The sequence below is a fragment of the Streptomyces sp. NPDC039424 genome, from assembly GCF_055639495.1.
In genome coordinates, this window is sequence record NZ_JBVKAI010000001.1 from 397,172 (window position 1) to 421,322 (window position 24,151).

Genomic DNA, 24,151 nt, shown 5'->3' on the forward strand with positions numbered 1-24,151 from the left:
CGTCAGCCGTTGTCGCCGTAGCGGATCCGGTGGCACAGGGCCGGGATCTCCCCGGAGGCCAGTTTGGGCAGTACGTCGGGCAGTTCGTCGAAGGCGGACTCGCCGGTGACGAGCGCGTCCAGCGCGGGGTCGGCGAGCAGGTCGAGGGCGAGGGCGAGCCGGTCGGCGTAGGTGCGGCCGGGGCGGGCCGGGGAGACGGTGCCGACCTGGCTGCTGCGCACGGTCAGCCGACGGGAGTGGAAGGCCTCGCCGAGCGGGAGGGCGATGCGCCGGTCGCCGTACCAGCTCAGTTCGACGACGGTGCCCTCGGCGGCGAGCAGTTCCAGCGACCGGGTCAGGCCCTGCTCGGTGGCGCTGGCGTGGACGACCAGGTCGCACTCGCCGAGCGCGTCCTCGGGCGAGGCGAACCCGACACCGAGGGCCTCGGCGGTCTTCGCGCGCGCGGGGTCGGCGTCGACGAGCTGCAGCCGTACGCCGGGGAAGCGGGCCAGCAGGGCGGCGACCGAGCAGCCGACCATGCCGCCGCCGACGACGGCGACGCGGTCGCCGATCAGGGGCGCGGCGTCCCACAGGGCGTTCACTGCCGTCTCCACCGTCCCGGCGAGGACCGCCCGTTCGGCGGGCACGTGCTCGGGCACCACGGTCACGGCGCTCACCGGGACGACGTAACGGCTCTGGTGCGGATACAGGCAGAAGACCGTGCGGCCGGCCAGCTCCTCGGGCCCCTCCTCGACGACGCCGACGCTGAGGTATCCGTACTTCACCGGGCCGGGGAAGTCGCCCTCCTGGAACGGCGCCCGCATCGCGGCGTGCTGGCTCTCGGGGACGCCGCCGCGGAAGACCAGCGTCTCGGTGCCCCGGCTCACTCCGGAGTACAGCGCGCGGACCACGACCTCGCCCTCGGCCGGCGCCGCGAGGGTCACGTCGCGGATCTCGCCGTACCCCGGCGAGCGAAGCCAAAACGCGCGGGCCGAGTGGTTCATCCGCATCCTCCTGAACGATCGGGAAGTTGTTCACGTACCGAGTTGTGCACAGGGAGATGTGCACAGGCCGCGCACAGTACGCGGCGATGATCGACTCTGTCACTCGGCCGGAGGATGTGCGGTGGCCCTGAACAACACGTACGACGCGAGGCTGGTCCAGCAGGAGACCGCTGTGGGAGCGGGCGTTCAGATCCTGCTGCTGGCCCTGCTGGGCTCGGCCATCGGCATGGGGCCGGCCGGCTGGCTGACGGGCCTGGCGTTCGCGATCGCCACCTGGGCGGTGCTCTCCCGGGCACTGCACCGCTCCCGGCTGAGTTCCTTCGGCCCCGCCAACCGCGTCACCCTCGGCCGGGCCACCCTCGTCGGCGGGGTGACCGCGCTGGTCGCCGACTCCTTCGAGAGCTCCCCGCCGGTCACGCTGCTGGTCGGCCTGACCGCCGTGGCCCTGATCCTGGACGGTGTCGACGGCAAGGTGGCCCGCCGCACGGGGACGTCGACGGCGCTGGGCGCCCGCTTCGACATGGAGGTCGACGCGTTCCTGATCCTGGTGCTGAGCGTGTACGTGGCCATGCAGCTCGGTCCGTGGGTGCTGCTGATCGGCGGTATGCGATATGCGTTCGTCGCCGCCGCCCGGGCCCTGCCCTGGCTGAACGCCCCCCTCCCGCCGTCCTTCGCCCGCAAGACGGTCGCCGCGCTGCAGGGCGTCTGCCTGCTGCTGGCCGGCGCGGAACTGCTGCCGCACGCGGCCAACCTGGGGATCGCGCTGCTGGCGCTGGGATCGCTGCTGTGGTCCTTCGGACGGGACGTGCGGTGGCTGTACCGCACCTCCCGGACCGCCCCGGTGACGCCCGTGGAGGAACTGCTGGAGCCCGCCCTGCGGTGACTCCTTGCGGCGTGCGTGCGGAGGGGCCCCGGACCATCGGCTGGTCCGGGCCCCTCACTTGTGCGGTGCTACGAGCGCGCGCACCGGACGCGTACGAGGGCGAAGGCCGCCGCCGCGAGGCCCGGGAGGCCGACGATCAGCCCGGCGACGCCCAGCCCGCGGGCGGTGGAGTCGCTGGAGTCGCCCGAGGCCGAAGCGGGCTTCGCGGAGCTGCTCTTCGTGGCCTCGGGGGTGTGGCCGTGCGTCGCGGCCGCGCGCATCCCGTGCGCGGTAAACCCCGAGGAACCCGGCGGTTTCGGCCCGCACCGGCGGCATGTCACCCGTGCCGAGCCCGTGCCCGGCGGCGGCCGGCAGCACGCACACCGCCGCGAACACCGCGGGACGCAGGCCACGTACGGTCCAGGACGCGCTCATGGTGAGGGATCCCCGGAGCGCCGTCCGGCCCCCGTCGGGGCGCCCGGCCACCGGCTCAGGCCGCCCGGCGCGTCACCCCCCGATGGCGGCGGACGATCTCCGCGTACCGGTGTCCGCTCCCCTTGATCGTGCGCGCCTGGGTGCGGTAGTCGACGTGGACCAGGCCGAAGCGTTTGGCGTAGCCGTAGGCCCACTCGAAGTTGTCCAGCAGGGACCAGGCGAAGTAGCCGGCCAGTGGGGCGCCCCGGCGGGCCGCCGAGGCGCAGGCGGTGAGGTGCTCGACCAGGTAGTCCTGGCGTTCGGGGTCGTCGACGGTGCCGTCGGGGCGTACGGCGTCCGGGTAGGCGGAGCCGTTCTCGGTGACGTACAGCTTGCGCGCGCCGTACTCGTGGGTGAGGCGCAGCAGCAGTGTCTCGATGCCGCTCGCGTCGACCTCCCAGTCCATGCCGGTGCGCGGGACGCCCGGGCGGCGGACGGAACGGGCGTAGGGGGCAGGGCCGTTCGGGTCGTCGGTGACGTACGCCGGGAAGTAGTAGTTCAGGCCGAGCCAGTCCAGGGGGGCGGCGATGGCGGCCGAGTCGCCCGGCCGCTGCGGCAGTTCGACGCCGTACGTCTCGACCATGTCGGCCGGGAAGCCGCGGCCGTGCACCGGGTCGAGCCACCAGCGGTTGACGTGGCCGTCGTGGCGGCGGGCGGCGGCCAGGTCGTCGGGGCGGTCGGTGGCGGCGTGCACGGTGGAGAGGTTGTTGACGATGCCGATCTCGGCGTTCGTGGCGGCCGCGCGGATCGCGCGGGTCGCCAGGCCGTGGCCGAGGAGCAGGTGGTAGGAGGCGCGCACGGCGGCGGACAGGTCGGTCAGGCCTGGGGCCATCGTGCCCTCCAGATGGCCGATCCAGGCCGAGCAGGAGGGTTCGTTGAGGGTGGCCCAGTGGGTGACGCGGTCGCCGAGGCGGCCGGCGACGGCGGAGGCGTACTCGGCGAACGCGAAGGCGGTCTCCCGCCGCGGCCAGCCGCCGCGGTCCTGGAGTGCCTGCGGCAGGTCCCAGTGGTAGAGGGTGACGCAGGGGGTGATGCCCGCGTCCAGCAGCCCGTCCACCAACGCGTCGTAGAAGTCGAGCCCCTTGGGGTTCACCGGGCCGTCCCCGCCGGGCAGTACGCGCGGCCAGGCGATCGACAACCGGTAGGCGTTCGTGCCCAGGCGCCGCATCAGGCCGATGTCCTCGCGCCAGCGGTGGTAGTGGTCGCAGGCGATGTCGCCGTGGTCACCGTTGTCGGTCTTGCCGGGCGTGTGCGAGAAGGTGTCCCAGATCGAGGGCGCCCGGCCGTCCTCGGCGACGGCCCCCTCGATCTGGTACGCCGATGTGGCCGTGCCCCACAGGAAGTCGTGCGGGAGCGCGGCGAGGTCGATGGGGTCGGACACGTGATCCCTTTCGGAGGACGGCGAGTCGGTCACTTGACGGCTCCCGCCGTCAGTCCGGCCACCAGGTAGCGCTGCATCAGCAGGAAGCCCGCGACGACGGGGACGCTGACGACGAGCGAGGCGGCCATGATCTGGTTCCAGTAGACGTCGTTGAGCGTGGAGTAGCCCTGGAGGCCGACCGCGAGGGTGCGGGTGGTGTCGTTGGTCAGCACGGACGCGAACAGCACCTCGCCCCAGGCGGTCATGAAGGCGTAGACGGCGACCGCGACGATGCCGGGGATCGCGGCCGGGACGACGACCCGGATCAGCGCGCCGAGCGGCCCGCAGCCGTCCACCAGCGCCGCCTCGTCCAGGTCGCGCGGCACCGAGTCGAGGTACCCGATGAGCATCCAGATCGAGAAGGGCAGGGAGAAGGTGAGGTAGGTCAGGATCAGGCCGCCGCGCGAGCCGAACAGGGCGATGCCGGTGGCGTTGCCGATGTTGACGTAGAGGAGGAACAGCGGGAGGAGGAAGAGGATCCCGGGGAACATCTGCGTCGACAGCACGGTGACCGTGAACACCCGCTTGCCGGGAAAGTCGTAGCGGCTCACGGCGTACGCGGCGAACACCGCGATCACCACCGAGCAGACGGTCGCCGCGCCCGCCACGAGCAGCGAGTTCACGAAGTACCTCGCGAGCGGGATGGTCGACCAGATGTCGATGTACGGGCGGACGGTCAGCCCGCTGGGCAGCCAGCGGAACTCGCCGGTGACGTCCGCGAGGGGCTTCAGGGAGCTGGAGACCATCACGTACACCGGCAGCAGGACGAAGCCGGTGAGCAGGGTGAGGAGGATCCGCCGGGTCCAGCGGAAGGAACGCGGGGCGGCCATCGGGGACTCAGGCATCCGCGGCCCTCCGCCCGCGCGAGGTGAGCAGGAGGTACCCGCCCGTGACGGCCAGCAGGAACAGCAGCAGCAGGACGGACATCGCGGAGCCGGTGCCGAAGTTCCAGGTGACGAAGGACGCCTGGTAGATGTGGACCGAGACGAGGTCCGCGGCTTCCGGGGCGGCCTTGCCGAACAGCACGTACGGCGTGTTGAAGTCGTTGAACGTCCACAGGAACAGCACCAGGAGCAGCACCTGGTTGACCGGGTGCAGCGACGGCAGCGTGATGCGGCGGATCTGCTGCCACATTCCGGCGCCGTCCAGCGCGGCGGCTTCGTACAGCTCCCCGGGGATGTTCTGCAGACCGGCCGTGACGATGAGGAAGGCGAACGGCCAGCCCTTCCACACGGACACGGTGAGCAGGGCGTAGAAGCTGTTGTCGCCGATGAGCCAGAAGGACGGCTCGCCGGTGAGGTGGAGCTGGTCGTGCAGGACGTGGTTCACCAGGCCGTTGTCGTGCTGGAACATGAACACCCAGGTGATGACGGCCGTGTAGACGGGCAGCGCGTAGGGCACGAGGAACAACGCCCGCAGCAGGCCGCGGCCACGGAATGGATCCTGCATACAGATCGCGGCGGCCGTGCCGATCAGCCAGCACAGGCCGACCGACAGCAGGGTGAAGCCGACGGTGACGAAGAAGGAGTGCAGCAGCGCCTCGCCCACGGGGGCGTCGAAGTCCACCGACACCCTGTAGTTGCCGAGACCGGCCCAGGGGGCGCGGCCCCAGTCGCGGAGGTAGAACTGGGTCAGTTCCTTGAAGCTCATCACGATGCCGATCACCATCGGCACCAGGTGGACCAGGAGTTCGAGCAGCAGCGCGGGCAGGAGCAGCAGGTAGGGCAGGCCGACGCGGCGGATCCGCCCGGCGCGGCGCGGTCCGCGCACCGCGCCCGGGGACTTCGTGGGCGCCGTCTTACGGACGGCGGCCGTGGTGGTGGTCATCGCGCTCACTTCGCCGGCATCTGCTGCTGGGCCTTGGCGAGCCGGGCCCTCACCGAAGCGGTGGTGACCGCGCGTCCGGCGGCGGCGTCCGCGAACAGTTCCTTGACGGCCGTCCCCACCGCCGTCTCGAACTGCGACTCGTCCGCGACCTGCGGCAGCGCGGCGGCGCTGTGGGCCAGGGTGTTCTTCAGGACGGCGTTCGAGGGGGTGTTGAACGCGGCGTCGGACTGGGCGGACCTGACCGGCGGGATGGAGCTGTAGGCCTTGTTGAGGATCCTCTGCTCCTCGTCGCCGGTCATGAACTTCACGAACTCGGTGGCACCGTCGAGGTTGCCGGTGTCCCGGAAGACGGCCAGGTTGATGCCCGCGACCATCGAGTTGACCTGGGTGCCGGTGCCGGGGGTGCCGGACCGGACGGGCACGGGGGCGACGCCGTACTCGTCCTCGTCCATGCCCTGCGAGGTGAGGTTGGCGGACGCGGACTGCCACAGCAGCATGGCCTGCCTGCCCTTGGCGAAGTCGCTCACCGACTGGTTCTGCGCGTACTCGGCGTCACCGGCCGGAATGGCCTTGTCCTTGGCCATCAGGTCGACGTAGTCCTTGACCGCGGCGACCACACCGTCACCCGTGAAGTCGGGCCTGCCGTCGGAGGTGAAGAAGTCGGCGCCGTGCTGCCGGGCGAAGACGAAGACGTGGTGGATGTTCTCCGACAGGTTCGCGCCCTCGGCGCCGAGGACCGACTTGCCCCGCGCGGATATCTTCCTGCCGTCGGCGACCAGTTCGTCCCAGGTGGCCGGGGGCTCGGCGATGCCGGCGTCGGCGAAGATCTTCTTGTTGTAGTAGAGGGCGTACGCCATCGAGTACAGCGGAACGGCGGCCGGGTCCTTGCCGGCGGCGCCGGTCGAGCCGAGAGCCGCGTCGACGAACCGGCCCTTGCCGCCGATCCTGTCGAACCGCTCGGCGTCCCAGGGCAGCAGCGCGCCGGTGGCCTGCAGGGAGGCGCTCCAGGTGTTGCCGATGTTCAGGACGTCGGGGCCCTGGCCGGAGGTGGTCGCGGTGAGGATCCGGTTGAGCAGGTCGGACCAGGGGACGACCTCCAGCTTCACCTTGATCCCGGTCCGTTTCTCGAACTTCTCCAGCTCGGGCTGGAGGACCTTCTTGTCCACCGCGATGCTCGCGCCCTGGTTGGAGGCCCAGTACGTGAGCGTCTTCGGCGAGTCGCCGGACCCGCCGCCCGTCGGCGAACCCCCTCCGCAGGCCGAGGCGGCGAGGGCGAGTGACAGGGTGACGGCGCCTACGGCCGCGGCTCGGATGCTGCGCATGGCTCCTGATGTCCCTTCAGGGAGTGCACTCACGGCTTAATTTAGGACGTGAGTTAAACCGGGAGACGTGGACCCGTCAAGGGTTTGGACACCACTCGCCGAACTCCGCCGCGCCTCTTGACGCGTGCGTTCAACTGCCTGAAGCATTCCCCGGCAAGAGAGCGCTCCCTCCCTCCCCACCGTTCACTTCCTGAACAAGGAGAGCCGCCCCATGCCCGCTGTCTCCCCGGATTCCCCCCAGCCACGAAGGCCGGCCCCGGGCCGCCGTACCGTCCTCGGCGCCGCCGCCGCGGCGGCCCCCGTCCTGGCCGGACTGTCGTCCTCCCCCGCCTCGGGCGCCTCGGGCGCCTCCCCGGCCCCGGGTGGCTCGGCCGCGCCGTCGCGTCCGGCCGGGCGGGGGCGTCCCCGCGCGCTGCCCGGCGGCGGCGACCTCGGCCCGAACGTCCTCGTCTTCGACCCGTCCACGCCCGGCATCCAGGCCCGGCTGGACGAGGTCTTCCGGCAGCAGGAGTCGGCCCAGTTCGGCACCGGCCGCTACGCGCTGCTGTTCAAGCCGGGTACGTACCACGGCCTCAACGCCCAGATCGGCTTCTACACCTCCATCGCGGGCCTCGGCCTCTCCCCCGACGACACGACGATCAACGGCGATGTCACGGTCGACGCCGGCTGGTTCGGCGGCAACGCCACGCAGAACTTCTGGCGTTCGGCGGAGAACCTCGCCCTGGTCCCCGCGAACGGCACCAACCGCTGGGCCGTGGCCCAGGCGGCCCCGTTCCGCCGGATGCACGTACGCGGCGGCCTCAATCTCGCCCCGTCCGGCTACGGTTGGGCGAGCGGCGGCTACATCGCCGACAGCCGCGTCGACGGCCAGATCGGCCCCTACTCCCAACAGCAGTGGTACACACGGGACAGCGCCATCGGCGGCTGGCTCAACGGCGTGTGGAACATGGTGTTCTCCGGCGTCCAGGGCGCCCCGGCACAGAGCTTCCCCAGCCCGCCGTACACCACGCTGGAGACCACCCCCGTCTCCCGCGAGAAGCCCTTCCTGCACGTCAGCGGCGGCGAGTTCCGCGTCTTCCTGCCGGAAAAGCGCACCGACGCCCGGGGCGTCACCTGGGGAAACGGCACACCCCGCGGCACATCCCTGCCGCTGTCACGGTTCTACGTGGCAAGGCCCGGCGTCACCGCGGCCACCCTCAACGAGGCGCTCGCCCAGGGACTTCACCTCCTGCTGACCCCGGGCATCTACCACCTGGACCGGCCGATCCGGGTGAACCGGGCCGACACCGTCGTGCTGGGCCTGGGTTACGCGACCCTCGTCCCCCAGGACGGCGTCACCGCCCTGCAGGTCGCCGACGTCGACGGCGTACGCCTCGCCGGTCTCCTCGTCGACGCGGGCCCGGTCAACTCCCCGACCCTGCTGGAGATCGGCCCGCCCGGCGCCACCCGGGACCACTCCGCCAACCCGACCACCGTGCAGGACGTCTTCATCCGCGTCGGCGGCGCGGGCCCGGGCCGGGCCACCACCGGCATGGTCGTCAACAGCCGGCATACGATCGTCGACCACACCTGGGTGTGGCGTGCCGACCACGGCACCGGCGTCGGCTGGGAGACCAACCGCGCCGACCACGGCGTGGTCGTGAACGGCGACGACGTGCTGTGCACGGGCCTGTTCGTCGAGCACTTCAACAAGTACGACGTGCAGTGGTACGGGCAGCGGGGCCGCACGATCTTCTTCCAGAACGAGAAGGCGTACGACGCCCCCGACCAGGCCGCGATCCAGAACGGCCCGGTCAAGGGCTACGCCGCCTACAAGGTCGGCGACAACGTCACCACCCACGAGGGCTGGGGCCTCGGCAGCTACTGCTACTACAACGTCGACCCCGCCATCGTGCAGCACCACGGCTTCGCCGCGCCGAACCGGCCCGGCGTGCGCTTCCACGACCTGCTCGTCGTCTCGCTCGGCGGCAACGGCCAGTACGAGCACGTGATCAACGACACCGGGTCGCCGACCTCGGGCACGTCGACGACGCCGTCCACGGTGGTGGCGTACCCCTGACGGGTCCGCGACGGTACGGGGTTCGCGTCACGCCTGCCGGGAGGCGTGACGCGAACCGCGCGCGGGCGTGCCGGCTACCGCTCCGTCGTCGCCGCCGTGACCGACGCGGGGGCCGGCGCGTAACCGGTGGGCCGGGCGGTGAAGGTGCCCCGGCCCTGCGTCCGGCTGCGCAACCGGGTCGCGTAGCCGAACAGTTCGGCCAGCGGCACGGTGGCGGTGAGCACCGCCGCGCCGCCGCGCGCCTCGGAACCCGTGACCCGGCCGCGCCGCGCCGCCAAATCGCCGAGCACCCCGCCGACGGCGGCCTCGGGCACGGTGACCGTCACCTCGGCGACCGGTTCCAGCAGGGCCGTCGCGCATGCCCGCAGAGCCTCCCGGAGCCCGAGCCGGCCCGCTGTGCGGAACGCCGTCTCCGAGGAGTCCTTCACATGCGTCGAACCGTCGGTCAGCGTCACCCGCAGCCCGGTCACCGGGTGACCGCCGATCGGCCCCTCGGAAAGGGCGTCCCGGCAGCCGGCCTCCACCGCCCGCACGTACTCCTGCGGCACCCGGCCGCCGACCACGGCCGACCGGAACTCGAAGCCGGTGTCCCCGGGTTCGGCCGCGAGCGGCTCGACGTCGAGCACGACATGGGCGAACTGCCCCGCCCCGCCGTCCTGTTTGACATGCCGGAAGACCAGCCCGGCGACCCCGCGGACGACGGTCTCCCGGTACGTCACCCTCGGACGTCCGACGGTGACCTCCGTCCCTCCGTCCCGGCGGATCTTCTCCACGGCGACCTCCAGGTGCAGTTCACCCATGCCCGACAGCACCGTCTGGCCGGTCTCGGGGTCCGTACGCACCACCAGCGACGGATCCTCCTCGGCCAACCGCGCGAGCGCCGACGCCAGACGTCCGGTGTCCGAGCCCGAGCGGGCCTCGACGGCCACGGACACCACCGGGTCGGCGACCACGGGCGGCTCCAGGACGAGCGGAGCCGCCGGATCGCACAAGGTGGATCCGGCGCGGGCGGACTTCAGTCCGACCACGGCGACGATGTCCCCGGCGACCGCCCGGTCCAATGGGGCATGCCGGTCGGCCGTCACCCGCAGGATCCGCCCCACCCTCTCGGTGCGCCGCGTGCCCGGGTCCCACACGGTGTCTCCCTTCTCGATCGTGCCCGAATACACACGGACGTACGTCAGCCGCCCGGTGGCGGTGGCGTTCACCTTGAACGCCAGCGCGGCGAACGGGGCCTCCGGGTCGGCGGGGCGCGTCTGCTCGGCACCGTCGTAAGTCCCGCGTACGGCGGGGACGTCCAGCGGGGACGGCAGGTAGGCCACGACCGCGTCCAGGAGCGGCTCGATACCGCGGTTGCGGTAGGCCGAGCCGCAGAGCACGACCAGGCCGTCGCCGGTGCGGGTCAGGTCGCGCAGGGCGGTGAGGAGGGTGGGTGTCGACAGCGTGGACAGCGTGGAGGTGTCGGTGGTCGACGTGCCGGTGCATACAGTCGACGTGGTCCCGGATACGGTCGACGTCGCGGCCGTCGACACTGTCGACACCCCGGCGGTCGGCTGCATACAGAATTCCTCCATCGCCGCCGGATGCAGTTCGGCCACGGCCTCCTCCAGCGCCCGTCGTCGCCGCCACGCCTCCTCCCGCAACGCCTCGGGCACCGGCCCCTCCTCGGCCGTGTCACCGCCGTCGGCCCAGACCAGCGCCCGCATGCGCACCAGGTCGACCACGCCGGTGAACGCGTCCTGCGAGCCGATCGGCAACTGCACGACGAGCGGGGCCGGGTGCAGACGCTCCCGGATGGACGCGACGGCCGCGTCGAGGTCGGCGCCCGCCCGGTCCAGCTTGTTGACGAAGGCGATCCGCGGTACGCCGTGCCGGTCGGCCTGCCGCCACACCGACTCGCTCTGCGGCTCGACCCCCGCGACGGCGTCGAACACCGCGACCGCGCCGTCGAGCACGCGCAGTGAGCGCTCGACCTCGTCGGCGAAGTCGATGTGGCCCGGCGTGTCGATCAGGTTGATCCGGTGCCCGTCCCAGGCACAGCTGACCGCGGCGGCGAAGATCGTGATACCCCGGTCGCGCTCCTGGGGGTCGAAGTCGGTGACGGTCGTGCCGTCGTGGACCTCGCCGCGCCGGTGCGTGGTGCCGGTGGCATACAGGATCCGTTCGGTGACGGTGGTCTTGCCCGCGTCGACGTGGGCCAGGATGCCCAGGTTGCGGACGGCGGCCGACGGGGTGGTGAGGTGAGGACGGGGTACGGTGCGCATGGCCCGATGCCTTTCGCATGGATACGGTGCGGAATGGGGCGGCGCGATTCCCGGGCAGACCAAAACTGACCAGCCGTCAATGGCGGTCGCTACCAGCCGTCGACGCGACGGACAGGCGTGCGAGAGCGGAATTGCCTCAGCCGTGTGCCACGGGCTTCCGGTGCCGGCCGCGCTGCGGGCACCGGGGGGACGAGGACACGAGGATCACCTCGTACCGGGAACGGGGAGCGGCGACGGCGGCGTGGTCACGCACGGCCCGGCTCCCCTCACTCGTCGACTGGTCACGAACGGCGCGCGGCCTGCGGTGGCGGCGCGCGGTGCACCGTGAGTGTAGGGAGGGCGGCCGACCGGCGGCACGTGATTTTTTTCGGCTTCCGGTATTGCCGAAGTTCCCGAACACGCGGAGAAATCCCGCAGATTCCCGTTCGGCCCCGTTTCTCCGTGCTGTTCCGGGAATTCGTTCCACCGGCCCGGCATTTTCCGGTCATTCATCCGACAGGCGTCGGACAACTTCCGGGCACCGGCTGCGCGTTGGCCCTCCCGGCGCGCCGGACCGGCACCCGCCCGCGGGAAGGACCCCGCGACGCCCGCACATGTCTGAAAAGCGATGGCCGTACGTCGCTCACAGGACACCGGCGGGCGGTGGCCGGAAAAACCGGTCGACCGGTCTCCATGAGCTGATCACACGGCCGGCACACGGCAGTTGCGCCGCGGTGGCCTTGGGCCCCGGTGACGGCGACGGCCACGGGCGCCCGGCGTTCCGGGCGTCCGGGACACCTGAGGCGGTCCTCCTCGCCGTGCCGGACATGGCCGAGAAGGCGGGATCCCCGCACCCGGGACGGGCTGGCGTCGCCGCTGTCCCGGACGCTGTGCGGGGGTGGCCGGTCGACGCCCTCCCGCTCCGCGAGCAGGCCTAATCTGTTCCGCAGGCAGCCTTGAAATGATCACGGCAAGCGGATGGATTGGACTCGATTGGACACGCACAAAACGCGGAAGACGAGGTTCGCCACGCTGCGCCGCGGCCCGGTGCTCCCGGCGCCCGCCCTGGTACTGATCGCGGGCACGCTCTTCTCACGCGTGGGCGACTCCCTCGCCTCCCTCGGCATGGTGCTGGACGCGGCGGACCACGGCATCCGCTGGGGGGTCACGGAGGTGTTCCTCGCCGAACTGATCCCCACCGTCCTCGCCGCCCCCCTCGTCGGGGCCCTGGTGGACCGGCTCAGCGCCCGGTCGGTGTGCCTGTGGGCGCTGACGGTCCAGGCGCTGTCCCTCGGTGTCGCCGCCGCCGTGGACGGCTTCCACCTGCGGGTCGCACTGATCGCCCTGTCCGGTCTGGCCGGTGTGGCGTCGGTGACCGCCGGATTCAAGATGCTGCCGGCGGTCGCGGGCGAGAAGCACACGGGGCGAGCCAACAGCCTCCTCACGGCGGGGCTGTCGGCGGCCGGGCTGATCGGCCCGGTGCTGGCGGGCTTCCTGCACTCGGTGCGGGGAACCGCGTTCCTGCTGGGCGCCGACGCCCTGTCGTTCCTCGTCCTCGCCTCGTGCACCGCGCTGGCCGTCCCGCGCCGTGCGGACGTGGGGCTCGGCCGCCGGCCCGCCGCGAAGCTCTCGGACGGCTACCGCGCCCTGCGCGACGCCCCGGTGGTGGGCCTGCTGCTGCCCACGCTCGCGGCGGCGATGCTGGCCACCAGCGTCGAGACCGTGGCCGGTGTCTTCTATCTGCGGGACGTGGCCGACGGCAACGACACCGTCTTCGGGCTCTTCCTGGCCACCTGGGCGCTGGGCAGCGTCCCCGGCGCGCTCCTGGCCGGCCGAGCGGGCTGGTCGGCGCGGCACACCGCGCTCATCCTGGGCGGCGTGCTGGGCATCTCCCTCGGGCTGCTGCTCGCCGGGCTCCTGCCGGTGGCCGCGGTGATCTTCCCGCTGTTCCTGCTGGGCGGGTTCGGCAATGGTGTATGCAATGTCGGTCTGCGGAATGCTGTCCACACCCAGGTGCCGGCCGAGGTGCACGGCAGCGCCTGGGCCTGCTACCAGGCCCTGTCCAGGATCTGCATCGGCCTGGGCTTCGTCCTCGGCACCCCGAACGGCCTCGTCTCCAGCCGCGGCCAGGTGATCCTCTCCGGCGCCGTCCCGCTGGCCTCCGCCCTGTGGGCGCTGGTGAGCCTGGCCCGCCGGGGACAGCCGTTCCTCGGGGAGTCACCGGCCGAGATCGGCAAGCTCTCGGGCTGACGGGCCAAGCGCACGGACACCATGGGCTCACGGCCACACGGACCGCGCGGAAGCGCCGACAACGCGAAGGGTGCCGACCGGCAACCGGTCGGCACCCTTCCCAGAAGTGTCCGAGGGGGGACTTGAACCCCCACGCCCGATAAAGGGCACTAGCACCTCAAGCTAGCGCGTCTGCCATTCCGCCACCCGGACCAGGTGTCTGCCGCCGTGCCGGGGTCTCCCCCGCGGCGACACGGACAACAATACCAAGGTTTCGGAGTGCGTTTCACCTGCGTATCCGTCGTGTGGGCGGGGCCACGGAGGGCCGCGGCCACCCGCGTCCCCGCCCTTTCACCCGAGGTGAGCGGGGCCTCACTCTCCGCTGGCCCGGGGCCGCGCGCCGGCCGCCCGTCAGGGCAGGAGCTGGTAGTCCGGGAAGTTCCCGGGCAGCCGTTCTCCGGCCGGGCCCCGGGTGACCGCGCGTACCAGCAGCTCGCCGCCGACGAAGGCGCCGCGCCAGGACGCGCCGAAGCCGCCGAACAGCTCGTCGCGGTCTCCGCGCGAGCGCGGCTTGCCGTGGCCCACCTTGAACGCCCGGATCTGCGGGGCCAGCCGCTCGTAGGTCGCCCGGTCGTCCGTGGACAGCGTGGCCACGAGGGCGCCGTTGGAGGCGTTCATCGCGGCCAGCAGCTCCGCCTCGGTGTCGACCAGGACGATGGTGTCGACCGGGCCGAACGGCTCCGCGTGGTGCAGCGGCGACGACGGGGGCGGGTTGAGGAGGGTGACCGGCTGGACGTACGCGGAGGTGTCCTGGCCGGGCAGGAAGCGGGCGTCCGCGATCCGGCCCCGGTGCAGCGGGACCGCGCCGCGGTCGACGGCCTCGGTGACCTGGTCCGTGAGCTCCTTGGCCTTGGCCGCGTTGATCACCGGGCCGAAGTCCAGCTCGGGGAGGTCGTCGCCCGGCTCCTCGACGGCCAGCGGGTGGCCGACCCGGATCGTACGGACCGCCGGGAGGTACGCGTCGAGGAACTCGTCGAACAGGGCGCGCTGGACGACGAAGCGGGGATAGGCCGTGCAGCGCTGCTTGCCGTAGTCGAAGAGCTTGGGGACGACCGCGGTGAGCGCGTCCCAGTCGGAGAAGTTCCAGATGCCCCAGGTGTTGAGTCCCTCCTGTTCCAGGACGTGCCGCTTGCCGAGGTCGGCGACGGCCGTGGCCACCGCGGCGCCGGTGTCGCGTCCGCCGACGAAGGAGACGCAGCCGATCTCCGGCGCCCGCACCAGCGCCTCCGACAGCTCGCCGCCGCTGCCGCTGACGAGGGTGACGGGGACGCCCTCGCGGGCGGCCAGCGCCGAGGCCAGGGTCAGGCAGGCGACACCGCCGTCGGTGGGCGTCTTGGCGATGACCGCGTTGCCGGCCAGGGCCTGGACCAGCATGGCGTGCACGAGCACGCTCATCGGGTAGTTCCAGCTGGCGATGTTGGACACGGGACCGTCCAGCGGGGTCCGGCCGTCGGTCATCGGCTCGATGCCGTCGACGTACCAGCGCACGCCGTCGATCGCCCGGTCGACGTCCGCCCGTGCCAGCCGCCAGGGCTTGCCGATCTCCCAGACGAGCAGCAGGGCGAGCAGGTCCCGGTGCTCGGTCAGGGCGTCGAGGGTGGCCGCGACCCGGGCCCGGCGCTCGGCGAGAGGGACGTGCCGCCAGGCGCGGTGCTGGTCGAGGGAGGCACGTACCGCCTGCCGGGCGGTGTCCCGGTCGAGCCGGGGCGCGCCCGCGATGGGGCTGCCGTCGACCGGGGTGGTCGCGGGCAGCGCCCGCCCCTCGGCCCGCCAGGCGGCGCCGAAGAGGTTGAGGACGCGGTCGTCGCGGAAGGCCTCGGGGGCGACGGCGGCGCAGCGCTGCCAGGCGTCGTTCCAGGACGTGCCCGGTTTCAGGATGAGGGGGCGGGTGCGGGTCAGGGTGGGTGCCATGGGGTCAGCTCCGCTCTCGTGCACGCTCGGGGCGGGGTGTGACCAGGGTCGCCCGCGGCGCCTGAGCGCGCTTCGACGCGGGCTCGGGCGGGGCCGTCGTACGTCGTGGGAGCGGCCGCGTGCCCGACGGGGCGTACGGCGGCGGGCCGTGTGACGCCCATCCTCGTGGTGCTGTTCCGGGACTCGGGTGCGGGCCCGCGGTCCGCCGGCGGTCAGGACCTGTCGCGCTCGCGGTAGGACCGCCGGGTGAGCTCCGTGTGCTCGCGCATCAGCAGGGCGGCGCGCTCCTCGTCCTGGCGGGCGATGGCCTCGACCAGCCGCTCGTGCTCCTTCCAGGCCTGCACGCCGCGCGAGGGGGCCACCGGCGTGTAGAGCCAGCCCACCCTGCGCTCGACCTGCCGTCCCAGCTCGGCGAGCACCGCGTTGCCCGACAACTCCATGATCTTGGCGTGGAACAGGCTGTTCAGGGCCACAGCGCTGGGAAAGTGCCGGTTGGCGACGGCCGACCTTCCCTTGAGCAGCAGTTCCTTGAGGGCGGCGATGCCGTCGTCGTCCGCGTGCGCGGCCGCGAGCCGGGCCGCCTCGGCCTGCAGCAGCGTACGGACCGTCAGGAGCTGGTCGGCCTCCTCCTCGGTCGGCTCGTGCACGAACGCGCCCTGGGCGGGCCGCAGATCGACCCAGCCTTCGGTGTTCAGCCGCTGCAGGGCCTCGCGCACCGGCTGCCGGGAGACGCCGAGATGCCCGGCGAGCTCACTTTCGACGAGGTGCTGGCCGGGCTGGAGCGCACGGGTGGTGATGAGCTCGAGCAGCGCCTCGTAGACGCGGTCGCGCAGCGGGCCGGGCCGTTCGAGTTTGGGCACTGCTCCCTGCGGCAGTCCGGTCGACAACATCGCGGTCCCCCCTTACTCGGCATGCCGTCCGCCGTGGACGGTATGCGATGCCTGTATGCCATGGACGCCCGGCAGTGATTGTCTTTCGTCTACAGTCTGCGGCCTACGGTGCACAACCAGCCGTAGACCGTGAGCCCGGGCGCGAGACTGGTGATCTCAGGGGCACCGTACGACCTGTCCGGCATACGAAAGATTGCCGCCGAAGCCGAACAGCAGGACCGGGTCACCGCTGAAGAGCGCGCCCTGCTCGACCAGCTTGGACAGGGCGAGCGGAATGCTGGCGGCGGAGGTGTTGCCCGATTCGGTGACATCGCGCGCGACCACGGCGTTGACGGCGCCGATCTTCTCGGCCAGGGGTTCGATGATGCGCAGGTTGGCCTGGTGCAGGACGACCCCGGCGAGTTCCTCGGGGGTGATCCCGGCCCGCTCGCACGCCCGGCGGGCGATGGCGGGGAGCCGGGTGGTGGCCCAGCGGTAGACGCTCTGCCCCTCCTGCGCGAACCGCGGCGGTGTGCCCTCGATCCGGACCGCGTGCCCCATCTCCGGCACCGACCCCCACAGCACCGGCCCGATGCCCGGCTCCTCCCCCGGTGCGCACGCCTCGACGACGACGGCCCCCGCCCCGTCCCCGACAAGGACACAGGTGCTGCGGTCGGCCCAGTCGGTCACCTCGGACATCTTGTCGGCTCCGATGACCAGGGCCCGGCTCGCCGCACCGGCGCGGACCGTGTGATCGGCGGTGGCCAGCGCGTGGGTGAAGCCGGCGCACACCACGTTCACGTCTATCGCGGCGGGCTCCGGGATGCCGAGCCGGGCGGCGACCCGGGCGGCGGTGTTCGGGGAGCGGTCGATCGCCGTGGAGGTGGCGACCAGGACGAGGTCGATGTCGCCGGGGGTCAGGCCGGCCGCCGCGAGGGCCTTGGCCGCGGCGTGCGCGGCCAGTTCGTCGACCGGCTCGTCGGGACCGGCGATGTGCCGGGTGCGGATGCCCACCCGGCTGCGGATCCACTCGTCACTGGTGTCTACCATGCCCGCCAGGTCCTCGTTGGTGAGCACCCTGGCGGGCTGGTGGTGGCCGATGGCGGTGATGCGCGTGCCGTTCAACTGGGATCCCCCTCGTTTCCGTGGACAGCGGGATCCACCAGTCTGGACAGTGACTCACGGGTACGACGGCAGGTGAAGCCACAGGAAACGAGCTCCCGGGTTGTCGGCTTCCGTCAGACCCTCGGACGCCCGAGGACTCACCCGGTGAACAGCTGCGTCGCCTTCTGTACGAGCTCGTAGACGCCGTACCCCAGCGGCGCGGCCACCCACAGCCAGGCGAAGGCGATCAGCCCCCGGCGGCTAGGCGGACTGGTGTCGCTGGACATCGGCGGCCTCCCTCGGGGCGGGGATGTGGTGGCGGGCGTGGACGGGGTGGACGAACTCGTTGGCGGCGAACCCGACGACGAGCAGCCCGATCATGATCGCGAACGACAGGCCGTACAGCGACGAGCCGTGTCTGCCGGCCGCCTCCTGCCGGTCGGCGATCCAGTTCACGATCAGCGGTCCGAGGACGCCTGCGGTGGACCAGGCGGTGAGCAGCCGGCCGTGGATCGCGCCGACCTGGTAGGTGCCGAACAGGTCCTTGAGATAGGCGGGGATCGTCGCGAAGCCTCCGCCGTAGAAGGAGAGGATCACGAGCGCGCACAGGACGAACAGCGGTTTGGACGAGTCGCCGACCAGTGCGAGGAGCAGGTACGTCAGTGCCCCGACGCCGAGGTAGACGCGGTAGATGTTCTTGCGGCCGATCAGGTCGGAGGTCGACGACCAGCCGATACGGCCCGCCATGTTGGCCGCCGACAGCAGGGCGACGAAGCCCGCGGCCGCGGAGGCCGACACCGGCGTGGAGGTGCCGGCGAAGAAGTCCGTGATCATCGGGGCGGCCTTTTCGAGGATGCCGATGCCGGCGGTCACGTTGGTGCAGAGCACGATCCACAGGCACCAGAACTGGGGCGTGCGCACCGCGCTGCGGGCCGACACCTGGACGCCCTGGAGGGAGCTCGGGCCACGGCCGGCGGACGCGTCGGTGCGCGGTACCCGGACCAGAAGGACGCCCAGCGACATGAAGATCGCATACGAAAGACCGTGGACGAGGAACGCGAGCGCTATCCCGGAGTGGTCGGTCCCGAAGGAGTCGAGCATCTGCGCCGACCACGGCGAGGCGATCAGCGCGCCGCCGCCGAACCCCATGATGGCGATGCCGGTGGCCATGCCGGGCCGGTCCGGGAACCACTTGATCAGAGTGGAGACGGGCGAGATGTAGCCGATGCCGAGGCCGATCCCGCCGACGAAGCCGTAGCCGAGGACGATCAGCCAGTACTGCTGCGTCTGCGCGCCGAGCGCTGAGAGCAGGAAACCCGAGGAGAAGCACAGGAGCGCCACGGTCATCGCCCAGCGCGGCCCGTTGCGTTCGACGAGCGTGCCGCCGAACGCGGCCGACAGGCCGAGCATCACGATAGCCAGCTGGAAGGGCAGGGCGCTCTCGGTGCCGTCGAGGTGGAGCGCGGATTCGAGAGGCGGCTTGAAGACGCTCCAGGCGTAGGCCTGGCCGATGGAGAGATGGACGGAGAGAGCGGCGGGCGGCACGAGCCAGCGGCTCCAGCCCGGCGGGGCGACAGGGGGGCTGCTCATGATCCCGGAAGGTAGGCAGCGGCACAGGGGGTTGAGAAGGAGGCGCGTCGACCGTATGCGATGAACGGTATCCAGGATGCGGTGAACGGTCGCCGGGCGCCCCTGGCCGAGGGTGGGCTACAACCTCCTGCTGCACGTGCAGGAGAATGAGAATCTCCGCATCAAGGGCCATTCGGCTGCCAGAACGCACAGAACCGGGGCTGATCAGGACATGGGACGAGTCACGGAACGGCGCAAGGTGATCCGCATCCGGGACGGGGCGGCCTCCACCCGTCCGGACACGCTCGTCGCCGAGGAGCCCCTGGAGATCAGGCTCAACGGCAAACCGCTCGCGATCACCATGCGCACGCCGGGCGACGACTTCGCGCTGGCCGCGGGATTCCTGGTGAGCGAGGGCGTCCTGGCGACGGCATCCGATCTGCTGAACATCGTCTACTGTGCGGGGGCGACGGCAGACGGCTTCAACACCTACAACGTGGTCGATGTGAAGACCGCGCCGGGCGTCGCGCTTCCCGACTTCACGCTGGAGCGGAACGTGTACACCACCTCCTCGTGCGGCTTGTGCGGCAAGGCCAGCCTGGACGCGGTCCGCACCACGACCCGCTGGCCCATCGCCGACACTCCCCCGCTCCGTATCGAGCCGGAGCTGCTCGCGAGTCTCCCCGACCGGCTGCGGGCCGCCCAGCGGGTGTTCGACCGTACCGGCGGACTGCACGCGGCGGCCCTGTTCAGCGAGGACGGGGAGCTGCTGGACGTACGGGAGGACGTGGGCCGGCACAACGCGGTCGACAAGCTGGTCGGCCGTGCGCTGCAGAACGGGGACCTGCCCCTGTCCCGCGCCATCCTGCTGGTTTCCGGCCGGGCGTCCTTCGAGCTGGCGCAGAAGGCCGTGATGGCGGGCATCCCGGTGCTGGCGGCGGTCTCGGCGCCGTCCTCGCTGGCGGTGGACCTGGCCGCCGAGACCGGGCTGACCCTCGTGGGATTCCTGCGCGGCGGCTCCATGAACGTGTACGCGGGTGAGGCCCGCATCTCTCTGCGGGCCGCCACCACCCAGGGCTGACCGCCTGAGTCACCCCGCGCCTGCTCCACCGGCTCGGCCGGTCACGAACCGCACCCCGTCCGCGCGCACCACCGTCCCCAACCGGGGGAAGTCCAGCGCGACCGAGGCGTCGTGCTCGGCGCCGGTGAAGGCGGCCATGGCGTCCTCGACGAAGACGAGGTCGTAGCCGAGGTCGGCGGCGGCGCGGGCGGTGGACTCGACGCCGAGGTTGGTGGCGATGCCTCCGAACACCAGGGTGGTGACACCGCGCCGGCGCAGCTGGGCGTCGAGGTCCGTGCCCTGGAAGGCGCCGATCGTCCGCTTCGCGATCTCCAGGTCACCGTCCCGGGGCAGACCGGCCGCCAGTCCGCTGCCGGGCGGCTGGTCGGCGACGCCGGGGCGTTCGACGCGGACGAGTACGACGGGTGCGCCGGCCGAGCGGAAGGCGGTTGCCAGCCGCTCGGCGGTGACCAGGACTTCGGTTCCCTTGCGGGGCTCCAGGGGCAGCGCGACGATGCGGTCCATCAGGTCGACGAGGACGAGTGCGGTGCGCGCCGGATCGAGGGCGAGAGGTGCGGTCATGACGGAACGTTAGCCGCCGTCAGCCCTCCGTACCGGAAATCCGGATCAACAGGGCCATGAACCGGTCACGTTCGGCCGCCGACAGCGGGGCGAGCAGCGCGTCGTTCGCCTCGCGGGCCGCCTCCTCGCAGCGGGTGAGCAGCCGGGCGCCCTCGTCGGTTAGGGAGACGGCGTTCTTGCGGCGGTCCCTGGTGTCCGGCGCGCGGACGACGAGGCCTGCGGCCTGGAGGTCGTTGAGGACGCCCACCAGGTCCTTGGGGTCGAGGCCGATGCCACGGCCGAGGTCGGCCTGGGCGACGGGGGCGAGGTCGCGGACGGCGGAGAGCACCACGTGGTGCCACATCTTCATGCCCTGCGCCGCAAGCGCCTCGGCGACCAGGGCCCGGCCGCGGGCTGCCGCCCGGCCGAGGAGCCAGCTGGGGAGGGAGCGGATCGCGGTGAGGGGGGCTTCGGCCATGGTGGCAGCCTACCGAAGAATCATTGGACTTCCCAACGAACACTCCGCTACCGTTGGGCCGCCCAATGAATTCATAGGTGTCCCCAACGGTATTCCCGTGCTCCGTCCGTCCCATCTGGAGGTGCGATGCGTCGCGTCCGGTACGACTCCCCCGGCGGCCCCCTGTTCCTGGAGGACGCCCCCGTCCCGGCACCCGCGCCTGGCGAGTTGCTCGTGCGCACCGAGGCCGTCGGCGTCACCCTGCCCGTCGTACGCAAGGTCACCGAGGCCGCCGAACCCGTCCCCCTGGGGGGCGAGGTCGCCGGGGAGGTCGTGGCCGCCGGCGACGGCGTCACCCGGTTCGAAGCCGGTGAGCCGGTGACGGGGCTGTGCTTCGGGCACGGGTACGCCGACTTCGCGGTCCTGCACGAGACGATGGCCTCACCCGTGCCCGAGGCCGCATCCGCCGTCGACGCGGTGGCGCTGGTCCGCAGCGGTCTGGTCGCGCTCGGCGCCCTGGAGGCGGCGCGACCCGAGCGGGGCGAGACGGCCCTGGTCACGGCAGCGGCGAGCGGCGTCGGTCACCTCGCCGTGCAACTGGCACGGGTGCGGGGCGCTGCCCGGGTGGTGGGCGCCGTCTCCGACCCGGCCAAGGCGGACTTCGTCCGTTCCCTCGGCGCCGACGATGCCATTTCGTACACGGACGACAGCTGGGGACATCCCGCCGACTACATATTGGATGCAGTCGGCGGCGACCTGCTCGCCCCGGCGATCGCCGCCCTGGCTCCCGGCGGCCGGCTGGTGGCATACAGCTCGGGCGGCGGCACCGTCCAGGCGTACGACCTCCTCGCGGGCGCCAAGTCGGTCATCGGATTCCAGATGGCACGGATCGCCCGCGGGCGGCCGGAGCTGTACGAGCGGTGGCGTCTCGAGCTCTGGCGGCTGTTCGCGGACGGCGCGCTCACCCCGGCCGTGCACGGGGAGTTCGCGCTGGAGGAGGCGGCCCGCGCCCACGCGGTCGTCGAGTCGCGGAGCAACCTCGGCAAGGTGGTGCTGCGCCCCTGACCCCACCCCGGCGGTCCGGCGAAGTGGCCGCACGCTTCTTGTGAGGCACCCGAGGATCCAACTACCGTCGACAAAGCGCACGTTGGACGTGGGATGTCCAGATGTCCAGAGATCCGAATGACCGGATTCATATCGGGATCCGGGTGGATGAAGGGCAGGTCGCACCATGCCGTCAAGTCTTCGCGCACCTCACAGACGCGTCCTGGCCGCCGTCCTCACGGTGGCCGCACTGCTCCTCACGCTCCTGCTGCCGAAGCCGGCCGAGGCCGCCCAACCGGGCGGGCCCGCCGCCGGCTTCGAGCAGCAGGTTCTCTTCAAGGCCTCCCAGGACCCCGGCTACGCCTGCTTCCGCATTCCGGCGATCGTGCGGACGACGGAGGGCACACTGCTGGCGTTCGCCGAGGGGCGGGTCCTCAACTGCGGGGACGCGGCCGACATCGACATCGTGGTGAAACGCTCCTCGGACGGCGGCCGCACCTGGGGCCCGCTGCGGGTCGTCACCGAGGGCGCCGGCGACACGCACGGCAACCCGGCACCGATCGTGGACCGGGACACCGGGCGCGTCCTGCTGGCGGAGACGTACAACACCGGCCGTACGGACAGTTCGGGCTGCCGGGTTCCCTGCGACCGCACCCCGCACCTCCAGTACAGCGACGACGACGGCCTGACCTGGTCCGAACCACGCGACCTGAGCCCTGAGATCCTGCCCCCCGACTGGAACTCCTGGTATGCGACCGGCCCGGTGCACGGCATCCAGCTGACCCGGGGCGGACATGCCGGACGGCTGGTGTTCGGCGTCAACACCGAGACGTGGGACGGCAGTCGGGTCACCGCCAACCACGCGGCGCTGATCGTCAGCGACGACGGCGGCGACCACTGGCGGCCCGGGGCCGCCGACACCTGGCCGATCGCCGCCGACGGCACGTTCCGGCAGAAGCCGTCCGAACTGACCCTCACCCAGCGCGCCGACGGCTCGGTCCTGGTCAGCGGCCGGGAACAGGACGGCACCGACCTCGGCCACCGCACCCAGACGGTCAGCCGCGACGGCGGCGACAGCTTCACCGCCCCGTTCCGCGACCTCCCGGACCTCTACACCCCCCAGGTCCAGGGCTCGACACTGCGTCTGGGCGACCGCATCCTGCTGGCCTGCCCGGGCGACCCGGACCGCCGCCGGACGATGATGATCCGCTCCTCCTACGACGGCGGACGCACCTGGGACAGCGTGGACCGGGGCACGGTCGTCACCACGGACTGGTCCGGCTACTCCGACCTGGTGCGCGCCGACCGCGACACGGTGGGCCTGATGTACGAGGGCGGCGCGGTCGACGCCCGCGACGAGATCCGCTTCGCCCGCTTCACCGAGGACTGGCTCACCCCGCGCCGCGGCCCCGACCCGACCACCGCCGACCTCGCCCCGCACGCCCGGCGCGCGGCCGTCCTGGGCTCCGCCGAGGAGACGGACGGCGTGTCGGGCGGCGCCCTGGACTTCGACGGCGTCGACGACGCCGTACGCCTGCCGTACCGCGACCGGCTGCCGCTCGGCAGCGAGGACTTCACGGCGTCGCTGTGGTTCCGTTACACCGCCACGGCCGGGGAACAGCCGTTGCTGTGGATGGGCGGCATCGGGACCACGCAGCCCCAGGTCTGGCTGCGCGGCGAACCGGACAGCGACCGCGTACGCGCGCTGATCACCGTACGGGACGGCGCGAGCGCCATCAGGACCGCGACCGTGAGCACCACCGGCGCCTACAACGACGGCCAGTGGCACCGACTGGCGCTGCGTCGTGGCGGCGGCCGGTTGACGATCTTCATAGACGGTATGCAATCGTCCGTCGCCGATGTGCCCGGCTCCGTCAGTCGCAACTCCCCGTTCGGCGTCCACATCGGCCAGCGCATGGACAGCCGGGCCTTCTTCACCGGCGCCATCGACGACGTCCATGTCTGGGACCGGGCGCTGACCGACGGCGAACTGGCCGATCCGCGGGCGCCGATGCCCACCGGGAACACCGTGCTGTGGCTGCCCCTGGACCGCGTGTCCCGCGGTCGCTGAACCGCCCGGGAACGACGCTCGCCGCG

20 protein-coding genes and 1 tRNA gene are annotated in these 24,151 nt (G+C 72.0%); 6 read left to right on the forward strand and 15 right to left on the reverse strand.

Going from position 1 to position 24,151, the window contains the following annotated elements:
* Positions 1–2: 2 nt before the first annotated feature.
* Positions 3–983 carry a zinc-dependent alcohol dehydrogenase gene (locus ACZ7L0_RS01890; protein WP_471240413.1) on the reverse strand — a complete coding sequence of 327 codons (981 nt, stop codon included), beginning with the start codon at positions 981–983 and terminating at the stop codon, positions 3–5.
* 121 nt (positions 984–1,104) lie between these two features.
* Here ACZ7L0_RS01890 and ACZ7L0_RS01895 point away from each other — a divergent pair, with 121 nt between their 5' ends.
* Positions 1,105–1,866, forward strand: a complete 762-nt coding sequence (locus tag ACZ7L0_RS01895; RefSeq protein WP_471240414.1) for a CDP-alcohol phosphatidyltransferase family protein — start codon at positions 1,105–1,107, stop codon at positions 1,864–1,866.
* A gap of 68 nt (positions 1,867–1,934) precedes the next feature.
* On the opposite strand, the gene ACZ7L0_RS01900 is transcribed toward ACZ7L0_RS01895, so the two are convergent.
* The 5 genes from ACZ7L0_RS01900 to ACZ7L0_RS01920 form a co-directional block, all read right to left on the reverse strand.
* Entirely contained in the window at positions 1,935–2,126 is a 192-nt protein-coding gene (locus tag ACZ7L0_RS01900; RefSeq protein WP_471240415.1) for a hypothetical protein, read from the reverse strand.
* A gap of 209 nt (positions 2,127–2,335) precedes the next feature.
* Positions 2,336–3,700: a GH1 family beta-glucosidase gene (locus tag ACZ7L0_RS01905; RefSeq protein WP_471240416.1), complete on the reverse strand. Its 1,365-nt coding sequence runs from the start codon at positions 3,698–3,700 to the stop codon at positions 2,336–2,338.
* 29 nt (positions 3,701–3,729) lie between these two features.
* Positions 3,730–4,569 carry a carbohydrate ABC transporter permease gene (locus ACZ7L0_RS01910; protein ID WP_471240964.1) on the reverse strand — a complete coding sequence of 280 codons (840 nt, stop codon included), beginning with the start codon at positions 4,567–4,569 and terminating at the stop codon, positions 3,730–3,732.
* Positions 4,570–4,576: 7 nt separating this feature from the next.
* On the reverse strand, positions 4,577–5,566 hold the full coding sequence (locus ACZ7L0_RS01915; RefSeq protein WP_471240417.1) for a carbohydrate ABC transporter permease: 990 nt from the start codon (positions 5,564–5,566) through the stop codon (positions 4,577–4,579).
* A 5-nt stretch (positions 5,567–5,571) separates the two neighbouring features.
* Complete coding sequence (locus tag ACZ7L0_RS01920) at positions 5,572–6,888, reverse strand: ABC transporter substrate-binding protein (protein WP_471240418.1); 1,317 nt, start codon at positions 6,886–6,888, stop codon at positions 5,572–5,574.
* Positions 6,889–7,099: 211 nt separating this feature from the next.
* Between ACZ7L0_RS01920 and ACZ7L0_RS01925 the strand changes: the two genes are divergently transcribed.
* Positions 7,100–8,947, forward strand: coding sequence for a coagulation factor 5/8 type domain-containing protein (locus tag ACZ7L0_RS01925; protein WP_471240419.1), 1,848 nt, complete (start codon positions 7,100–7,102; stop codon positions 8,945–8,947).
* Positions 8,948–9,021: 74 nt separating this feature from the next.
* Here the strand turns inward: ACZ7L0_RS01925 and ACZ7L0_RS01930 are convergent, their stop codons facing one another.
* A complete protein-coding gene (locus tag ACZ7L0_RS01930; protein ID WP_471240420.1) occupies positions 9,022–11,211 on the reverse strand; it encodes an elongation factor G in 2,190 nt (729 codons plus the stop codon).
* Positions 11,212–12,183: 972 nt separating this feature from the next.
* Here ACZ7L0_RS01930 and ACZ7L0_RS01935 point away from each other — a divergent pair.
* Entirely contained in the window at positions 12,184–13,440 is a 1,257-nt protein-coding gene (locus ACZ7L0_RS01935; protein ID WP_471240421.1) for an MFS transporter, read from the forward strand.
* Between the two features lie 107 nt (positions 13,441–13,547).
* Here ACZ7L0_RS01935 and ACZ7L0_RS01940 read toward each other — a convergent pair.
* The 6 genes from ACZ7L0_RS01940 to ACZ7L0_RS01965 all read right to left on the reverse strand — a co-directional run bounded on the left by ACZ7L0_RS01940 (position 13,548) and on the right by ACZ7L0_RS01965 (position 18,953).
* Positions 13,548–13,632 (reverse strand) — tRNA-Leu (locus tag ACZ7L0_RS01940).
* Between the two features lie 198 nt (positions 13,633–13,830).
* Complete coding sequence (locus ACZ7L0_RS01945) at positions 13,831–15,390, reverse strand: aldehyde dehydrogenase family protein (RefSeq protein ID WP_471240422.1); 1,560 nt, start codon at positions 15,388–15,390, stop codon at positions 13,831–13,833.
* Between the two features lie 212 nt (positions 15,391–15,602).
* Entirely contained in the window at positions 15,603–16,280 is a 678-nt protein-coding gene (locus ACZ7L0_RS01950) for a GntR family transcriptional regulator (RefSeq protein WP_471240423.1), read from the reverse strand.
* Between the two features lie 156 nt (positions 16,281–16,436).
* Positions 16,437–17,384 (reverse strand): beta-ketoacyl-ACP synthase III, encoded by a 948-nt coding sequence (locus ACZ7L0_RS01955; RefSeq protein ID WP_471240424.1) that lies wholly within the window; start codon positions 17,382–17,384, stop codon positions 16,437–16,439.
* Between the two features lie 137 nt (positions 17,385–17,521).
* On the reverse strand, positions 17,522–17,650 hold the full coding sequence (locus ACZ7L0_RS01960) for an MFS transporter small subunit (RefSeq protein WP_471240425.1): 129 nt from the start codon (positions 17,648–17,650) through the stop codon (positions 17,522–17,524).
* The gene (locus ACZ7L0_RS01965; RefSeq protein ID WP_471240426.1) at positions 17,625–18,953 is read right to left on the reverse strand and encodes an OFA family MFS transporter; all 1,329 of its coding nucleotides are present in this window, start codon (positions 18,951–18,953) and stop codon (positions 17,625–17,627) included. Before ACZ7L0_RS01965 ends, ACZ7L0_RS01960 begins: the two co-directional genes overlap by 26 nt.
* A gap of 211 nt (positions 18,954–19,164) precedes the next feature.
* Between ACZ7L0_RS01965 and fdhD the strand changes: the two genes are divergently transcribed.
* The gene (gene fdhD, locus ACZ7L0_RS01970) at positions 19,165–20,013 is read left to right on the forward strand and encodes a formate dehydrogenase accessory sulfurtransferase FdhD (RefSeq protein ID WP_471240427.1); all 849 of its coding nucleotides are present in this window, start codon (positions 19,165–19,167) and stop codon (positions 20,011–20,013) included.
* A 9-nt stretch (positions 20,014–20,022) separates the two neighbouring features.
* Here the strand turns inward: fdhD and ACZ7L0_RS01975 are convergent, their stop codons facing one another.
* Positions 20,023–20,574 carry an isochorismatase family protein gene (locus ACZ7L0_RS01975; protein WP_471240428.1) on the reverse strand — a complete coding sequence of 184 codons (552 nt, stop codon included), beginning with the start codon at positions 20,572–20,574 and terminating at the stop codon, positions 20,023–20,025.
* Positions 20,575–20,593: 19 nt separating this feature from the next.
* The gene (locus tag ACZ7L0_RS01980; protein WP_471240429.1) at positions 20,594–21,031 is read right to left on the reverse strand and encodes a MarR family winged helix-turn-helix transcriptional regulator; all 438 of its coding nucleotides are present in this window, start codon (positions 21,029–21,031) and stop codon (positions 20,594–20,596) included.
* Positions 21,032–21,157: 126 nt separating this feature from the next.
* Here ACZ7L0_RS01980 and ACZ7L0_RS01985 point away from each other — a divergent pair, with 126 nt between their 5' ends.
* The gene (locus tag ACZ7L0_RS01985) at positions 21,158–22,075 is read left to right on the forward strand and encodes a quinone oxidoreductase family protein (RefSeq protein WP_471240430.1); all 918 of its coding nucleotides are present in this window, start codon (positions 21,158–21,160) and stop codon (positions 22,073–22,075) included.
* 166 nt (positions 22,076–22,241) lie between these two features.
* Positions 22,242–24,125: an exo-alpha-sialidase gene (locus ACZ7L0_RS01990; RefSeq protein ID WP_471240431.1), complete on the forward strand. Its 1,884-nt coding sequence runs from the start codon at positions 22,242–22,244 to the stop codon at positions 24,123–24,125.
* Positions 24,126–24,151 lie beyond the last annotated feature (26 nt).

What these genes read in the sequence shown, in the direction of transcription:
- ACZ7L0_RS01950 (WP_471240423.1), bottom strand. Translation starts at nt 16,280, where the DNA reads ATGTTGTCGACCGGACTGCCGCAGGGAGCAGTGCCCAAACTCGAACGG.
- ACZ7L0_RS01985 (WP_471240430.1), top strand. Translation starts at nt 21,158, where the DNA reads ATGCGTCGCGTCCGGTACGACTCCCCCGGCGGCCCCCTGTTCCTGGAG.
- ACZ7L0_RS01975 (WP_471240428.1), bottom strand. Translation starts at nt 20,574, where the DNA reads ATGACCGCACCTCTCGCCCTCGATCCGGCGCGCACCGCACTCGTCCTC.
- ACZ7L0_RS01980 (WP_471240429.1), bottom strand. Translation starts at nt 21,031, where the DNA reads ATGGCCGAAGCCCCCCTCACCGCGATCCGCTCCCTCCCCAGCTGGCTC.
- fdhD (WP_471240427.1), top strand. Translation starts at nt 19,165, where the DNA reads ATGGGACGAGTCACGGAACGGCGCAAGGTGATCCGCATCCGGGACGGG.
- ACZ7L0_RS01930 (WP_471240420.1), bottom strand. Translation starts at nt 11,211, where the DNA reads ATGCGCACCGTACCCCGTCCTCACCTCACCACCCCGTCGGCCGCCGTC.
- ACZ7L0_RS01925 (WP_471240419.1), top strand. Translation starts at nt 7,100, where the DNA reads ATGCCCGCTGTCTCCCCGGATTCCCCCCAGCCACGAAGGCCGGCCCCG.
- ACZ7L0_RS01990 (WP_471240431.1), top strand. Translation starts at nt 22,242, where the DNA reads ATGCCGTCAAGTCTTCGCGCACCTCACAGACGCGTCCTGGCCGCCGTC.
- ACZ7L0_RS01965 (WP_471240426.1), bottom strand. Translation starts at nt 18,953, where the DNA reads ATGAGCAGCCCCCCTGTCGCCCCGCCGGGCTGGAGCCGCTGGCTCGTG.
- ACZ7L0_RS01920 (WP_471240418.1), bottom strand. Translation starts at nt 6,888, where the DNA reads ATGCGCAGCATCCGAGCCGCGGCCGTAGGCGCCGTCACCCTGTCACTC.
- ACZ7L0_RS01900 (WP_471240415.1), bottom strand. Translation starts at nt 2,126, where the DNA reads ATGCGCGCGGCCGCGACGCACGGCCACACCCCCGAGGCCACGAAGAGC.
- ACZ7L0_RS01910 (WP_471240964.1), bottom strand. Translation starts at nt 4,569, where the DNA reads ATGGCCGCCCCGCGTTCCTTCCGCTGGACCCGGCGGATCCTCCTCACC.
- ACZ7L0_RS01960 (WP_471240425.1), bottom strand. Translation starts at nt 17,650, where the DNA reads ATGTCCAGCGACACCAGTCCGCCTAGCCGCCGGGGGCTGATCGCCTTC.
- ACZ7L0_RS01915 (WP_471240417.1), bottom strand. Translation starts at nt 5,566, where the DNA reads ATGACCACCACCACGGCCGCCGTCCGTAAGACGGCGCCCACGAAGTCC.
- ACZ7L0_RS01890 (WP_471240413.1), bottom strand. Translation starts at nt 983, where the DNA reads ATGAACCACTCGGCCCGCGCGTTTTGGCTTCGCTCGCCGGGGTACGGC.
- ACZ7L0_RS01945 (WP_471240422.1), bottom strand. Translation starts at nt 15,390, where the DNA reads ATGGCACCCACCCTGACCCGCACCCGCCCCCTCATCCTGAAACCGGGC.